Below are 14,582 nucleotides of genomic sequence, written 5' to 3'. Positions count from 1 at the left end.
CACGATGAAAAAACTGCTTATTGCCCTGATGACCACGACCGCCGCCATGTCGCTGGCAGCGACGGCCGAGGCCGCGGACAAGCTGAAGGCCTGCTGGGTCTACACCGGCCCGATCGGCGACTTCGGCTACTCCTACCAGCACGATCAGGGCCGTCTCGAGGTGGAGAAGGCGCTCGGTGACAAGGTCGAGACCGCCTATCTCGAAAACGTCTCGGAAGGCCCCGATGCCGACCGTGCTTTCGAGCGCCTGGCACGCGAAGGCTGCAAGATCATCTTCGGCACCTCCTTCGGCTTCATGGACCCGGAAGTGAAGGTCGCCAAGAAATTCCCGAAGGTGATGTTCGAGCACGCCACCGGTTACAAGACCGCTGACAATCTCGGCATCTACAATGCGCGCTTCTACGAAGGCCGCTACATTCTTGGCCAGATCGCCGCCAAGGAATCGAAGGCTGGGGTCGCCGGCTATATCGTTTCCTTCCCGATCCCCGAAGTGGTGATGGGCATCAACTCCTTCATGCTCGGCGCGCAGTCGATCAATCCGAACTTCAAGGCCAAGATCGTCTGGGTGAACTCCTGGTTCGATCCGGGCAAGGAAGCCGACGCCGCCAAGGCGCTGTTCGACCAGGGCGCCGACATCATCGTCCAGCACACCGATTCGACCGCTGCCCTGCAGGTGGCCGAGGAGCGCAAGCTGAAAGGCTTCGGCCAGTCCTCCGACATGATCAAGTTCGCGCCGAACGCGCAGTTGACCTCGCTCACCGACGAATGGGGTCCGTATTACATCAGCCGCGTCCAGGCCGCGCTCGACGGCACCTGGAAGCCGGACAATGTCTGGCTCGGCATCAAGGACGGCGCCGTCAAGATGTCGGCCTACACCAACATGCCCGACGACGTTAAGGCGATGGCCGAAGCCACCGAAAAGAAGATCGCCGGCGGCTGGAACCCCTTCACCGGACCGGTTGCCAAGCAGGACGGCACGCCGTGGCTGAAGGATGGTGAAGTCGCCGACGACGGCACGCTGCTCGGCATGAATTTTTATGTGAAGGGCGTCGACGACAAGCTGCCGCAGTAAGCAGCGCAAAAGGTCGAAATGAGGAGGGCGCCGCGAGGCGCCCTTCTTCATTCGGCGGGCTGCGCTCCGGCTGAGATGCGGCGAAACCGCCCCAGGCCGGCATCAACCGCGCGGCCGAGCCAAACCCGGAGCAGAAGCTGCGCGGGTCGTTCGCAGGTGCGCCAGATCGCCCACGAAACGAAGAGCATCAGCGCGATGCAGCCAAAGGCGGCAAGCCATTTGCCGACAAGGGGCGTTGCCGTATTGATGGCGAGATAGCCGATGTCCTGGTGCAGCAAATAGAGCGGATAGGTCAGCCCGCCCAGCGCCAGGGTGAGCGCCGACGGCCGCAGACGATTGCGCAGCAGCACCGCGCCGATCAAGGTCGCGTGCATGACGACGTTGGCGACGACGAGATTGGCGGAGGCAACGGCAATGCCGTAGTGGCCAAGCATCCAGTGCTGCGTTACCGACAGCGTGCCACAGGAGATCAGGAACGCGGCGGCAAGCAGCAGCATTGCAGGCAGTGAACGGCCATGAGCATGCAGGTGGTGGACCAGCACGCCGGCGGCGAAGAACGGTCCGAACTCGGTGATGAACAGCAGCCTAGCGGCGCCGCTGCCGATGAAGAACTCGTTCAAGGCCGAGATCGCCAGCCAGATGAAGATCAGCTCCAGCTTGCGTTTCTGAAACAGCCCGGTGAGCAGGGCCAGCGTTACCCAGCCGTAGAACACCAGTTCAAGAACGATCGACCAGTAGACGCCGTCCATGAAGGGCTGACCGAACGCCGGCGCGAACATCGACAGATTGGCGGCATACTGAACGAAAGAGGCCGAAAGCAGCGGTGACCCGGCAAGAAAGACAATCGCGAAGGTGATCGTCATGCAGAGCAGGAAGCCCGGATAGAGGCGAACGACCCGCGCGACCGCAAACTGATCCCAGCTGCGGTTTTCCGCCGACCAGGCAATGACGAAACCGCTGATCAGGAAGAACAGATTGACGCCGAGATAGCCGTAGAGGGCGAACGGTGCCGCAAGCGGGTAACCCTGCGCGAGGTAGCCCTCGGCGGCAGCGCCGCGAAAGAAATAATGGAAGAACACGACGGCAAGTGCTGCCGCCAGCCTGAGCAGGTCCAGCGTCGCGATGTAATTTTGTTCCGCAGGTCTGGTGATCATCCGCATTTCCCGCATCTACGGTCAGCAAACCATAGAGCGGATCGCGGCTGAGCGGGTTAAGACGGCTGAACTATCGCCAGATGTAGTAAATACGGCCCGTCAGACCGCCGAACCATAGAGGTCATAGGCATCGGCGCGGTCGATCTTGACGGTGACGATGTCGCCTTGGCGCAGCGGACGGCGCGACTGGATGTGCACCGAGCCGTCGATCTCGGGCGCGTCGTATTTGGTGCGGCCCTTTGCCGACGTGCCGTGCGCCTCGTCGATCAGCACTGGCAGGCGCTTGCCGACCTTCTTGGCCAGCTGCGTCGCCGAAATCTTCTGCTGGCGCTGCATGAAGCGGTGCCAGCGCGCCTCCTTGATCTCCTGCGGGACCTGTTCGAGACCGAGATCGTTGGAACGGGCGCCGCGGACCGGCTCATATTTGAAGCAGCCGGCGCGGTCGATCTTGGCTTCATCGAGCCAGTCGAGCAGCATCTCGAAATCGTCATCCGTCTCGCCGGGGAAGCCGACGATGAAGGTGGAGCGGATGGCCAGATCCGGGCAGACCTCGCGCCAGCCGCGAATGCGCTCGAGCGTCTTTTCGCCATGCGCCGGCCGGCGCATGTTCTTCAACACCTGCGGCGAGGCATGCTGGAACGGGATATCCAGGTAAGGCAGGATCTTGCCCTCTGCCATCAGCGGGATGACGTCGGCGACATGCGGGTAGGGGTAGACATAGTGCATGCGCACCCAGATGCCGAGCTTGCCCAGTTCCTCGGACAGATCGAGGAATTTCGCGCGCACCTCACGGTCGCCGAACATCGACGTCTGGTACTTGATGTCGATGCCGTAGGCGCTGGTGTCCTGCGAGATGACCAGAAGTTCCTTGACGCCAGCCTTGGCCAGTTTCTCGGCTTCGCGCAGCACATCGGCCGCCGGCCGCGAGACGAGGTCGCCACGCAGTGCGGGAATGATGCAGAAGGTGCAGCGGTTGTTGCAGCCTTCGGAAATCTTGAGATAGGCGTAGTGGCGCGGCGTCAGCTTGACGCCCTGCGGTGGCAGGAGATCGATATAGGGGTCGTGCGAAGGCGGTGCGGCCTCATGGACCGCAGCCATCACGCTCTCATAGGCCTGCGGCCCGGTGATCGCCAGCACGTTGGGGTGCTTTTCGCGAATGACGTCCGGCTCGGCGCCCAGGCAACCGGTGACGATCACCCGGCCGTTTTCCGAAAGCGCGGAGCCGATGGCGTTGAGCGACTCGTCGCGGGCGGAATCGAGAAAGCCGCAGGTGTTGACGACGACGAGGTCGGCGCCGTCATGCTTGCGCGCGATTTCGTAACCTTCGGCGCGCAGGCGCGTGATGATGCGCTCCGAATCCACAAGGGCCTTCGGGCATCCAAGACTGACAAAACTCACGCGGGGAGCGGACATAGAGGGTTTCCGGGCTTTTCAGGATTGCGGCGCAGTACCACACTTATTGCGGTATTGGTATGGGCAGGCCTGCTATGCGGCAAAACGCATGGCGATTGCGCCGCGGACCGAGCTCCGGATCGAAGCCGCGGCTGATGCGGTCTCAGCCGACGGCGCCGTTTACGTGCGGCCAGACTTCCACCGCGCCACGATAGACCATGTCCAAAGCCACATAGAAAATGATCAGCAGGCCGACATAGGCAATCCAGCGGTGGCGATGCAGCAGCTTGGCAATGAAAGTCGCGGCGAGGCCCATCAGCGCGATCGACAGCACCAGGCCGATAACCAGCACCGGAAAATGATCGCGCGCGGCACCCGCGACAGCCAGCACGTTGTCGAGCGACATCGACACGTCGGCGACGACAATCTGCAAGGCAGCCTGGCCAAGGGTCTTGCGCTTCGTCTTGCCGGCCACCGCATTGTCGCTGTCGAAATCGGAGTTAGACAGCGCCTCGGTCGCTTCCAGCTCGTCGGCATGCGACGTGCGAAGCTCGCGATACATCTTCCAGCAGACCCACAGCAGCAGGATGCCGCCGGCCAGCAGCAGGCCGACGATCGCCAGCAGCTTGACGGTAATTGCGGCAAACCCGATGCGCAGCACCGTAGCCGCCACCACGCCGAGAAGAATCGCCTTCTTGCGTTGTTCGGCAGGCAGGCCGGCAGCGGCAAGGCCGATGACGATTGCATTGTCGCCGGCCAGCACGAGATCGATGGCGATGACCTGGAGCAGGGCGGTCAGACTGGCAGCGCTGAAAAAAATGTCCATCGACAGGAAGCCCTTGCTGATTTTGCCGAGTGTTCGTCGATTATCCAGAGGCCCTAACTTGGTGGTCCCTTGGCGTCAAGGGATCACGCGTGGCGCCGTCACCGAAGCATCGTCACGTCAAGCCGGATCCAAGGCTCGCGGCACTCGCCGACAGCCAGGCAAAACCATGGCCGATCACAAATCAATCGTAGAGATTATACTTTGCCCAGTCGGCTTCCGGAATCTCGTCGCCGATCCGGTAGCGGAGCTGCAGGACTTCCATATGGTCCGGTGCGGTCTGGCACTTGAATTTCAGCCTGTACCACTGCCCCTTGCTGCGAAACGCAGCACCCGGGCTCTTGATCGCATCGGCACCCATCTCGGGCGTCGCAAAGGCGTAGGCGACGACGCGGTCGGCTTTGAATTTGCGATCGTCATGGGTAATGCGGTCGAGCACTTCGGCGTCGCAACGCTGTTCAAGGCGAGTTTGGGGATCGAGTTTCATCAGACCGGCGCGCAATGCATTGTCCATTGCGACGGCTGGAAAACTCAGTGTCACTGACGCCAAGGCGGTCATGCAGAGCTTCTTCATGGGCGGGACAAGCAACATATTTTGTCGGAGAAATCAACCGAGCGAACCGCCTCGGACGCCGCGGGAATCTTCAATCATATGGCCGGTGCGTTCAAAATTGCGTGTCGGGATTCGTGCGATGCCTGCGGCCAGCGGACCAAAGACGCACGGCCGGCATCGGTAAGATCGTAAAGGCCGCGGTCGACGCGCGCGAACCAGCCATAAACATTGTGCTGCAGGATTTTCGGCGCGATCGGCGTCACCGCCTTCAGATCCCGCGGCCGCCTGGGTCCGTCCACCATGGCGGCAGCGCAGGCGAGGGCGCTTTGGCGATAGGCCGTCATGATCGGATTGCGCGTCCCGCCCCCCACAACCGGATCGCCGCGACGGCGCTGGTGCTCGTCGACCAGGCGAGAGCGCCGGCGGGCATTCTTGCGCGGCGCCAGCGCGATCGGGCTGAGAAGCACCTCGACCCGGTCCGTCGCGGTCACGCCAAGCAGGCCGAAACCAAGCCGGCGGCAGAGATTGCGGAACCTGGCATCGCTTTCGCGTCCCTTGCCGCGAGCCGACATGCGCGCGGCCAGCCACACCTCGTCGCAGGCCGCCGCGCGATCGACACCTTGCAGCACCAGTTCGAGATTGAACTGCAGCTTCAACTCGCAGATGACGACAATCGGCGGCTCGCCCTCGCGCAATGCAACGACATCGCAGCCGCCGATCTCGCCTTTGACGACAAAGTCGAGGCTTTCGAGGAACCGCTTCACCGGCGCATAGAGTGAGGTCTCGTTCATGCCTCGAAGGTTTAGCCGATTCGAGACGAAAAGCCTTCCCGTTCGGCGTTCCACGGCTCGAAGGGGACCGGCGTGGATGCCGCACCGTCGAGCCAGCCGTCAGGCCTCGGTGTTCGGCAGCGCCCGGTTCGGCGGTTTCCTGCGGCGCAGGAGCGGATAGCCGATCTGGCCGAAATAGGTGGAAGGGATCGGATCGTCGACGCCGTACTTGTCCGGCACCTTGTCACCGGTGGGATTGTAGGTGCCGAACAGCAGGTCGAGGAAAGGCAACTGCCCGGCGAAGTTCTTGTCATAGGCTTCGCGCTGGTTGGCATGGTGCCAGCGATGGAACTGCGGGCTGGCGATCAGCCACTTCAAGGGGCCGAACGGAATCCGCACGTTTGAATGCACAAGCAGCGTATGTCCAAGGTAGAGAGTCGAAAAGACGGCGATCGACGCTTCCGAGAAGCCGAGGAAAAAGATCGGCGTCAGCGATATTGCCTTTGTGACGATGGCGTCGACGGGATGATTGTGGAAGGCCCCGAGCCAGTCGAGTTCCTCGATGCCGTGGTGAACGGCATGGAACTTCCAAAGCGCGGGGATTTTGTGGAAGGCCCGATGTGTCCAGTAGACGCCGACATCGGTGATCACGATGATTTCGGCAACCTGCAGCCAGACGGGCTGGCCGCTGACGGCCTGCGTTATCCCCGGCGGGACCAGAAGTGCAGCAGCACCGAGCGCGCCTGCCGCCATCATGACGATGGCCAGCTTTATGATGAAGCCGTTGAACAGCAGATAGATCAGATCGACAGCGAAACCCTTGCGGAAGATCTTCTGCGGCCGCTCGGCAAAGAGATGTTCGAACGGAATGAAGATCAGCGCGCAGATCAGAAGTGCCTTGATGCCAAAGATATCCATCGATTCGCCTCTGCTGCCGGCGCGCCGCCTGCTCCCTCGAGAAGAAACACATCTCCCTTTCCAAACGCTAAAGCCTCTGTCTTTTGCGTAAGAGCCCCGACGCGCGGAACGTGCGAGAATGTCGCCGAACGCGACGGCTCGGAATGGGACCGTCGAGCGCGGTTCCTTGACAAGGCTTCGAACCGTTCGTGTCCTAGCCGTCAGGACCCCAAACATCCGGGTTGCGTTTGAAATACTCAATCAGCATCTCGGTGAGCACGCGCACTTTCCGCGTAGGATGCCGCCCCCGGGGGAGAACCGAGGCCAGGTCGACCACGTTCTCTTTGGGTTTCGGCGCGGGTTTCGGGGGTTTTTTGCCCTTGCGCTTGGCGTCGATCATGGCAATCAACGCGGAGGCGAGCGACGATTGAACAGTTGGGCTTCCGTCTGCGCAATCTAGCGGATCGGTATTTTGATAGTTACGCCCGCTTGTCGTCCGGATGGCCAAGCTCGCAGAACCACCCGCCCAGATACTTCACCGATGGCGCCTTGGGATCCGGAATCTGCGTCTTCGCCTCGACCGCTGTGCGGAACGACTCGGCACTATCCTGCGGAACAAATCCCAGATGGTTGGCGCCGCTGTTGTCGACCATTTTCAGCTTGTTGTCGGATATGCCGAACGAGATTGTGTGCCCGACGCGCGGCGCCGTCAGTGCTGCTTCGACCAGGCGCACGCAGTCGGCGAAGGAAAGATACGACCACAGCATGCGTCGGTCGGCCGGTTCGGGGAAGGACGAGAAGATACGCAGGCAAGCCGTCTCAATACCGAACTTGTCCCAGTAGAGCCGGCTCAGGCTTTCGACGAAATTCTTCGACACGCCGTAGAGGCTGTCGGGGCGCACCGGCGCGTCGACGCCGATATGGGCTTCGACCTCATGATAGCCGATGGCATGCACCGAGGAAGCATAGATGACCCGCTTCACGCCGTGTTTCCGGGCACCTTCGTAGATGTGGTACGAACCACGGATGCTGGAATCCAGGATCGTTTGCCATTCGCATTCAAGCGGCGCGCCGCCGAAATGCACGATCGCATCGCAATACTTTGTCGCTGCGATGGTGGCCTCCATGTCGGCGAGATCGAAGACCGCTTCTTCCTCGTGAGGAGCAAGATCGCCGAACGGTTCGCGACCCGCCAGGCGGATGGTTTTTGCCAGCGGCACCAGTCCCTTTCGCAGTTCCGAGCCGAGCCGGCCGGCTGCGCCGGTGATCAGGATGCGTTCGTAATGGGGCATGGTCTACTCCACTTGCGCGACGGCGGCATTGATCCGCTCGATCGCTTCGGCGAGCACCTCCTCGCTGGTGGCGGTGGAGATGCGGAAATAGGGTGAAAGTCCGTAGGCAGCACCCGGCACCGATGCCACGCGGCCTTCGTTGAGGAGATAGGTCGCCACCGCCGTATCGTCCTCCAGCACGACGCCTCTTGGGGTCCTGCGGCCGATCAGGCTGGCGCAGCCGATATAGGCATAGAAGGCGCCTTCGGGCGGCGGCAGCGTCAGGCCGTTGATGCGCCTTATGCCATCGACGACCAGGTTCCTGCGCGCCTCGAATGCCTCGCGGAAACGGGTCACCTCGTCCTGCGGGCCGTTCAATGCGGCGACCGTCGCCGCCTGGGCAATCGAGCAGACCGAAGTGACCGACTGGCTCTGGATCGTCGACATCGCCTTGACCAGTGGCGCCGGGCCGGCTGCATAACCGACACGCCAGCCGGTCATCGCGTAGGCCTTGGCCACGCCGTTGACGATAAGGCTTCGGTCCTTCAGGTCCGGGCAGGCCTTGCCGAACGACACGAATTCGCGACCATCGAAGATGATGTGTTCATAGATCTCGTCCGACAGGATGAGCACTTGCGGATGCCTGGCAAGGACCGCGCCAAGCGCCTTGAGATCGTCGGCCGAGTAGACTGCGCCGGATGGATTGCCGGGCATGTTAAGGAACAGCCATTTGGTTCTCGGCGTGATCGCCTTTTCCAAGAGTTCGGGCGTCAGCCTGAAGCCGCCGCTTTCCCTGCATTCGACCGTGACGGGCGTGCCGCCAAGCAGCTTCACCATCTCAGGATAGGAGACGAAATAGGGCGCGGGCAGGATGGCCTCGTCGCCGGGTTCCAGCGTCGCCATCAGCGCGTTGAAGATGATCTGCTTGGCGCCGTTGGCAACGACGATGTCGTCGGCCGTGTAGTCCAGCCCGTTCTCGCGCCTGAACTTCCCGGCCACGGCCTCGCGCACTTCCGGCGAGCCGGCTGCGGCAGTGTAGAGGGTCTGGCCCGCTTTGGCGGCTGCATAGGCTGCTTCGATGATGTGGGCAGGCGTCGGAAAATCAGGTTCGCCAAGGCCAAGGTCGATGACGTCGACGCCTTTGGCCCGTAGCGCCCTGGCGGCCTGGGAGGCCGCCATCGAAGCCGACGGCTTGACCACGGACAGGCGCGAGGAAATGTAGCTCATCGGCTTTTCTCCGAAATATAGCCCCTGGACACGTCCTGTGCCCGCGCCTCCGTACTGCGCCTGGCGGGATCGCCATAGCCACCACCGCCGGGAAGTTCCAGAACCAGCCGACGCCCTTCCGGAACGTGCTGCCAGCCCTTGGGGCGCATCAGCGTGCCATCGTCGAGCCTGACGATACCGGCGATCCCGTCCTTGCCGCCATTGCGGCCCTTGGCCGGATGTTTGACCCGGTCGAACATGGCGGAGAAGTCGAACTCGTGACCTTCGGTGGCCGCGATTTCCAGGATCTGGCCGAGGCCGCCGCGAAATTCCCCGTCACCGCCGGAATCGGGACGCAGTTCCTTGCGCCAGATGACGATCGGTCCGGTGTGCTCGGTCGCCTCGATCGGCATCGTATGGACACCGGACGGAAAGGCAGTGGCGGAAAGCCCGTCCAGCGTCGGGCGTGCGCCCATGCCGCCGGAATTGAACATCAGCACCTCGGCGCGGCGCCCGTCGCCGCCGGCGACCGGCCTGACCGAGATGTGGATGTTCCACAGTGCCGCCGCGCCTTCGGCAAGGATCTGGCCCGGCAGCGCCTTGGCCAGCGCGCCCAGCACCAGATCGGGCACCATATGGCCGATGACGTGGCGCAGGGAGACCGGCGCCGGTCGCGGAGCGTTCAGGATGTTGGTCGGCGACGAAATGGTGAACAGAGCAAGCGAGGCCGCATTGTTCGGGATCTCCGGCGCCACCACGCATTTCAGGGCGTAGCAGGCATAGGCCTTGCTGTAGATGATCGGAACGTTGATGCCCCATCGGCTTGTCGGATCGGTGCCGGAGAAATCGACGTTCAAATGGTCGTCGCCAATCGAGACGGCTGCCACCAGCTTGACCGGCGTATCGTAGCCGTCGGTCACCAACTCGTTCGACCAGGTGCCTTTCGGCAGCGCCTTGATGCGTTCCAGCGTCGCGTCATGCGTGCGCGTGAAGATGAACTCTCCCAGCCTGTCCAACGATGCCAGGCCGATCTCCTTCATCATGTCGACCAGGCGGCGATGGCCGACCTCGTTGCAGGCGGCCAGCGAATAGAAGTCGCCGACGACCTGGTTCGGCTCGCGTACATTGGCGCGCAGGATCTTCACCAGATCGAGGTTCACCTTGCCGCGCTCGGCGAACTTCATGATCGGGATCTGGATGCCTTCCTCGTAGACCGACTTGCCGTCGGCGCCGAAGCCACGTCCGCCAACATCGACCACGTGTGCGGTGCAGGCGAAGAACGCCACCAGTTCGCCGTTGAGGAACGACGGCGAGACCATGGTGATGTCATGGAGATGACCAGTGCCTTTCCAGGGATCGTTGGTGACATAGGTGTCGCCCTCGTACATCTCCTCGCGCGGGATCTCGTTCATGAATTGCAGCACGGCCTCGGCCATGGTGTTCACATGCCCGGGCGTGCCGGTCACCGCCTGCGCCAGCATCTCGCCGCGCGGATTGAACACGCCGGCCGACAGGTCGCCCGATTCACGCACCGATGTCGAGAAGGCCGTGCGCAACAGGGTCAGCGCCTGCTCCTCGACCACCGAAATCAGGCGATTCCACATCACCTGCATGCGGATTTCCAAGATGTCGCTCATGCCTGGACCCCTTTGCGGATCAGGAGGATCGAACCGTCGCTCTGCAGCACGGCATCGAAGAGAGTGGTGACGACCGTCGACGTCTCACGCTCGACGATCACCGCCGGACCACTGATGCGATCCCCCGGCGAGAGGTCGGCGCGTTCGATGATAGCCGAAATCTGCACCGTTCCGGTCGTCGGGTCGAAAACCCCGCGCGTCTGCGAAGCAGCAACGGGTCGTGTCCCCATGGTGATAGCGTGCCTGGCGGGGGCCGGTCGCACGTCTTGCGCTTTGACCGACCAGGTGACGATTTCGATTTCCAACCCGTCAAGGCCATCAATGGCACGGCCGAAGAAGCGCGCGTAATTGTCCCGGAAAGCGTCCTTGAGGCTCACATCGTCGCCGGGCTTGAACGCCCTGTCGGGCAGCGGCACCGGGATTTCCCAACCCTGGCCGGCATAGCGCATGAAGGCGGTGATCTCGCGGGTGATGGCACCGTCGGTGCCGGCCCGCACGAAGCTCTCGGCGGTCGTCTTCAGCCCGTCGAGCAGCGCATTCACCTCGCATGCATCGAAACGCGACAGCCGCATCAATTTGGAAGCCAGCGCCTCGTAGCCGAACGGCGCCTTGAGGAAGCCGATGGCCGAACCGACGCCGGCGCCTTGCGGAACAAGGCACTGTTCTACGCCAAGTTTTTCGCACAGCCGTGCCGCGTGCAGGGGCGCGGCGCCGCCAAAGGCGATCATGACATTGTCGGAGATGTTCTTGCCGTTTTCCACCGCGTGCACGCGGGCGGCATTGGCCATGTTCTCGTCGACGACCTCGCAGATGCCGAAAGCGGCGGAAACGGAATTGAGCGAAAGCCGGGTGCCGACATCACGGGTGATTGCCTGCTCGGAAGCCTGGGTGTCGAGTCTGATGGCGCCGCCGGCGAAATTGTCGGGATCGAGTTTGCCCAGCACCAGGTCGGCATCGGTGATGGCCGGGCGGCTGCCGCCGCGCCCGTAGCAGGCGGGACCGGGTTCGGACCCGGCACTTTCCGGGCCGGTCTGGATGCGTCCCATGGCGTCGACCCAGGCGATCGAGCCGCCGCCGGCGCCGATCTCGATCATCTCGATGACGGGGATCGAGATCGGCATGCCGGAGCCCTTGCAGAAGCGATAGGTGCGGGCGACCTCGAAGGTCCGCGCCGTGCGCGGCGAATAGTCCTCGATCAGGCAGATCTTCGCGGTCGTCCCGCCCATGTCGTAGGAGACGACGGAGTCCAGATCGAAGCGCCGCGCCACGTCGGCCGCGAAGATGGCGCCGCCGGCAGGTCCGGACTCGACCAGGCGCACCGGAAATTCGGACGCGGTTTCCACCGAGATCAGGCCGCCGCCCGAGTGGATCATGAACACTGGGCAGTTCGCCCCCATCTCCTTCAGCCGCACCTGGAGGCGCACCAGATAGTCGGCCATCTGCGGCCGGACATAGGCATTGGCGCAAACCGTGTTGAAGCGTTCGAACTCGCGCATCTGCGGCGAGACCTCGGCGCTGATGGAAATCGGTATGTCGAGCTTTCTGGCGAGGATTTCGCGCGCCCGCCGCTCATGCACCGGGTCCATATAGGAATGGATGAAGCCGATGGCGACGGCGCCGAAGCCGCCGGCGGCGATGCTGTCGGCGATCTCGTCGAGCGCCGCTTCGTCCAGCGGCTGCAATTCCCGTCCGTCCGCGCCGATGCGCCCCTTGACCGTATAGCGATGTTCGCGCGGGATCAGCGGCGGCGGCAGTTTCAGGTTCAGATCATACTGTTCGAACCGGTTTTCCGTGCGCATCTCGATGACATCGCGAAACCCTTCGGTGGTGACCAGCGCCGTCTTGGCGCCACGCCGTTCGATGAGCGCGTTGGTCGCCAGCGTGGTGCCGTGGATGACGATGTCGAGGTCCGCCAGTGTGATGCCGGCGTCGCGCACGACGATCTCGATGCCGTCGAGGATGGCCTGTTCGGGGGCGGCATAGTTGGTCAGGATCTTGGTCGAAAAGATCATGCCGCGCACATCGACCACGATATCGGTGAATGTGCCGCCGATATCCGCGCCGAGACGGATGTCATTTGCCGTACTGGTCATGCGTTGGCCTTCTGCGAAGCGAGCGCTGCGTCGCGCATTTGGGAAAGGGTCTGACGCGGCGTGATCGCCTCCGGGGAAATATCCAGCTCCAGGACCGCGCCGGTCGCGGACGCCAGCGCCCTGCCGAAAGCACCGGCGAAATCGCCGGTCGCGCCGACTCGCTCGGCATGGAAGCCATAGGCCCGGGCGATGCCGACGAAATCCGGGTTCTCGATGTTGGTTCCCGATACGCGCGCCGGATAGTGCCGCTCCTGATGGGCGCGGATGGTGCCGTAGATGCCATTGTTCAGGATCAGGACGATCGGCTGCGCTCCGGCCTGCATCGCCGTCCCCAACTCCTGGCAGTTCATCTGGAAATCGCCGTCGCCGGCAAAACAGACCACCGTGCGGTCGGGAAAGGCCACCTTGGCCGCGATGGCCGCCGGCAGGCCGTAGCCCATGGCGCCGGATTGCGGCGCCAGCAGCCGTGCCTTCGGTCCGAACTTGAAGAACTTGTTTGGCCACACGGTGAAATTGCCGGCGCCATTGGTGAGGATGACGTCGGTGGGTAGGTTCTCGCGCAGCCAGCGGCTGACCTCGACCATGTCGACCGGGCCCGGCTGGGCCGGAGCGATGAACGTGCCCTCATAGCTTTGGCGCGCCTGCGACCGCCACGCGGCCCAGTCGCCCTTGACCGGCGAGAGCGCCTTGGCGAAGGCGTTCGGCCCGGCATGGATGCCAAGCGAGGGCACGTAGATCTTGCCGATCTCGCGATCCGAACCGTGCACATGGATCAGCTTCTGCTTCGGCTCGGGCACGGACAGCAGCGTGTAGCCATCCGTGGTCATCTCGCCAAAGCGCACATTGATCGCCAGAATCACATCGGCGTCGCGGATCAGCGTCTTGACATGCGGGACCATGCCGACACCGGCCTCGCCGACGAAGACCGGCGAACCATTGTCGAACTGATCCTGGAAACGGAACGCCGCGACCACCGGAATGTCGGAGGTTTCGGCGAAAGCCTGGAGCGCGGCGCGCCCGTCAGCGGACCAGTTGGCGCCGCCGATCAGGACGACCGGCCTGCGGGCGGCGGCAAGCATGGATTGGGCCTCGGCCAGCGCGTCGGCATCGGCCGCGGCCTCGAACAGCCTGGCCGGTCCGCTGAGTGCAGCGACATCGGTCAGCGTCGTCAGCATGTCCTCGGGCAGGGCGATCACCACGGGGCCGGGCCGCCCGGTCAGCGCCGTGGTCCAGGCCCGGGCAATGATTTCCGGGAGGCGCTCGACATCGTCGATTTCCACGGCCCATTTCGCCATCGTGCCGAACACCGCCCGGTAGTCGATCTCCTGGAACGCTTCGCGGCCGCGCATGTCGGTGCCGACCTGGCCAACGAACAGGATCATCGGCGAACTGTCTTGCATCGCGGTGTGCACCCCGATGGACGCATTGGTTACGCCCGGGCCACGCGTCACGAAGCAGATGCCCGGCGAGCCCGTCAGCTTGCCGTAGGCCGAGGCCATGAATGCCGCACCGCCTTCATTGCGACACAGCACGTAGTCCAGCTTTCCATGAGTGTCGTGCAGCGCGTCCAGCACGGCCAGGTAGCTTTCGCCCGGCACACCGAAACTCTTGGTCGCGCCGAGCGCGATCAGGCACTCGACAAGAAGGCGACCGCCATTGCGGATCATGCTGCGACATCCTTCATTCAGGCGGCAAGCGGACCGAGCCTGCCTTT

General features: G+C 63.2%; 12 protein-coding genes and 1 pseudogene. 1 reads left to right on the top strand and 12 read right to left on the bottom strand.

The features are described from left to right. The first annotated feature begins 4 nt into the window (after positions 1-4). Positions 5-1,072, top strand: a complete 1,068-nt coding sequence (locus tag MESCI2_RS0110650; RefSeq protein WP_027036580.1) for a BMP family ABC transporter substrate-binding protein — start codon at positions 5-7, stop codon at positions 1,070-1,072. A gap of 47 nt (positions 1,073-1,119) precedes the next feature. Here MESCI2_RS0110650 and MESCI2_RS01000000134615 read toward each other — a convergent pair whose 3' ends face one another. From MESCI2_RS01000000134615 to MESCI2_RS0110590, 12 genes and pseudogenes are all read right to left on the bottom strand, one after another. After that, positions 1,120-2,226 (bottom strand): acyltransferase family protein, encoded by a 1,107-nt coding sequence (locus MESCI2_RS01000000134615; protein WP_081738690.1) that lies wholly within the window; start codon positions 2,224-2,226, stop codon positions 1,120-1,122. A 99-nt stretch (positions 2,227-2,325) separates the two neighbouring features. After that, positions 2,326-3,639 carry a 30S ribosomal protein S12 methylthiotransferase RimO gene (rimO, locus tag MESCI2_RS0110640; protein ID WP_027036579.1) on the bottom strand — a complete coding sequence of 438 codons (1,314 nt, stop codon included), beginning with the start codon at positions 3,637-3,639 and terminating at the stop codon, positions 2,326-2,328. Positions 3,640-3,781: 142 nt separating this feature from the next. Then, positions 3,782-4,444: a TerC family protein gene (locus tag MESCI2_RS0110635; RefSeq protein ID WP_027036578.1), complete on the bottom strand. Its 663-nt coding sequence runs from the start codon at positions 4,442-4,444 to the stop codon at positions 3,782-3,784. A 181-nt stretch (positions 4,445-4,625) separates the two neighbouring features. Next, positions 4,626-5,033: a DUF930 domain-containing protein gene (locus tag MESCI2_RS0110630; RefSeq protein WP_032900643.1), complete on the bottom strand. Its 408-nt coding sequence runs from the start codon at positions 5,031-5,033 to the stop codon at positions 4,626-4,628. 56 nt (positions 5,034-5,089) lie between these two features. Next, positions 5,090-5,785: a DUF2161 domain-containing phosphodiesterase gene (locus MESCI2_RS0110625; RefSeq protein ID WP_027036576.1), complete on the bottom strand. Its 696-nt coding sequence runs from the start codon at positions 5,783-5,785 to the stop codon at positions 5,090-5,092. A 99-nt stretch (positions 5,786-5,884) separates the two neighbouring features. Then, positions 5,885-6,682, bottom strand: coding sequence for a sterol desaturase family protein (locus tag MESCI2_RS01000000134610; RefSeq protein WP_032900640.1), 798 nt, complete (start codon positions 6,680-6,682; stop codon positions 5,885-5,887). Positions 6,683-6,875: 193 nt separating this feature from the next. Continuing rightward, a pseudogene (locus MESCI2_RS1000000138445) lies at positions 6,876-6,980 on the bottom strand (LysR family transcriptional regulator); the annotation flags it as partial. A gap of 160 nt (positions 6,981-7,140) precedes the next feature. Beyond that, positions 7,141-7,953 (bottom strand): NAD-dependent epimerase/dehydratase family protein, encoded by an 813-nt coding sequence (locus tag MESCI2_RS0110610; protein WP_027036574.1) that lies wholly within the window; start codon positions 7,951-7,953, stop codon positions 7,141-7,143. Between the two features lie 3 nt (positions 7,954-7,956). Next, complete coding sequence (locus MESCI2_RS0110605) at positions 7,957-9,159, bottom strand: pyridoxal phosphate-dependent aminotransferase (protein WP_027036573.1); 1,203 nt, start codon at positions 9,157-9,159, stop codon at positions 7,957-7,959. Further along, entirely contained in the window at positions 9,156-10,775 is a 1,620-nt protein-coding gene (locus tag MESCI2_RS0110600) for a hydantoinase B/oxoprolinase family protein (RefSeq protein ID WP_027036572.1), read from the bottom strand. The genes MESCI2_RS0110605 and MESCI2_RS0110600 overlap by 4 nt, the downstream gene beginning before the upstream one ends. Then, on the bottom strand, positions 10,772-12,868 hold the full coding sequence (locus MESCI2_RS0110595; protein WP_027036571.1) for a hydantoinase/oxoprolinase family protein: 2,097 nt from the start codon (positions 12,866-12,868) through the stop codon (positions 10,772-10,774). The genes MESCI2_RS0110600 and MESCI2_RS0110595 overlap by 4 nt, the downstream gene beginning before the upstream one ends. Next, positions 12,865-14,535, bottom strand: coding sequence for a thiamine pyrophosphate-binding protein (locus MESCI2_RS0110590; RefSeq protein ID WP_027036570.1), 1,671 nt, complete (start codon positions 14,533-14,535; stop codon positions 12,865-12,867). The genes MESCI2_RS0110595 and MESCI2_RS0110590 overlap by 4 nt, the downstream gene beginning before the upstream one ends. Positions 14,536-14,582: the final 47 nt, after the last annotated feature.

Origin of the sequence: Mesorhizobium ciceri WSM4083, from assembly GCF_000519305.1 — a bacterium.
In the GTDB taxonomy this organism is placed as follows: Bacteria; Pseudomonadota; Alphaproteobacteria; order Rhizobiales; family Rhizobiaceae; genus Mesorhizobium; species Mesorhizobium ciceri_B.
This window is presented reverse-complemented; position numbering and strand designations above follow the sequence as displayed.

Excerpts from the sequence above, each read along its gene's own strand:
- MESCI2_RS0110650 (WP_027036580.1), top strand. The coding sequence starts at position 5 with ATGAAAAAACTGCTTATTGCCCTGATGACCACGACCGCCGCCATGTCG.
- MESCI2_RS01000000134615 (WP_081738690.1), bottom strand. The coding sequence starts at position 2,226 with ATGATCACCAGACCTGCGGAACAAAATTACATCGCGACGCTGGACCTG.
- rimO (WP_027036579.1), bottom strand. The coding sequence starts at position 3,639 with ATGTCCGCTCCCCGCGTGAGTTTTGTCAGTCTTGGATGCCCGAAGGCC.
- MESCI2_RS0110635 (WP_027036578.1), bottom strand. The coding sequence starts at position 4,444 with ATGGACATTTTTTTCAGCGCTGCCAGTCTGACCGCCCTGCTCCAGGTC.
- MESCI2_RS0110630 (WP_032900643.1), bottom strand. The coding sequence starts at position 5,033 with ATGTTGCTTGTCCCGCCCATGAAGAAGCTCTGCATGACCGCCTTGGCG.
- MESCI2_RS0110625 (WP_027036576.1), bottom strand. The coding sequence starts at position 5,785 with ATGAACGAGACCTCACTCTATGCGCCGGTGAAGCGGTTCCTCGAAAGC.
- MESCI2_RS01000000134610 (WP_032900640.1), bottom strand. The coding sequence starts at position 6,682 with ATGGATATCTTTGGCATCAAGGCACTTCTGATCTGCGCGCTGATCTTC.
- MESCI2_RS0110610 (WP_027036574.1), bottom strand. The coding sequence starts at position 7,953 with ATGCCCCATTACGAACGCATCCTGATCACCGGCGCAGCCGGCCGGCTC.
- MESCI2_RS0110605 (WP_027036573.1), bottom strand. The coding sequence starts at position 9,159 with ATGAGCTACATTTCCTCGCGCCTGTCCGTGGTCAAGCCGTCGGCTTCG.
- MESCI2_RS0110600 (WP_027036572.1), bottom strand. The coding sequence starts at position 10,775 with ATGAGCGACATCTTGGAAATCCGCATGCAGGTGATGTGGAATCGCCTG.
- MESCI2_RS0110595 (WP_027036571.1), bottom strand. The coding sequence starts at position 12,868 with ATGACCAGTACGGCAAATGACATCCGTCTCGGCGCGGATATCGGCGGC.
- MESCI2_RS0110590 (WP_027036570.1), bottom strand. The coding sequence starts at position 14,535 with ATGATCCGCAATGGCGGTCGCCTTCTTGTCGAGTGCCTGATCGCGCTC.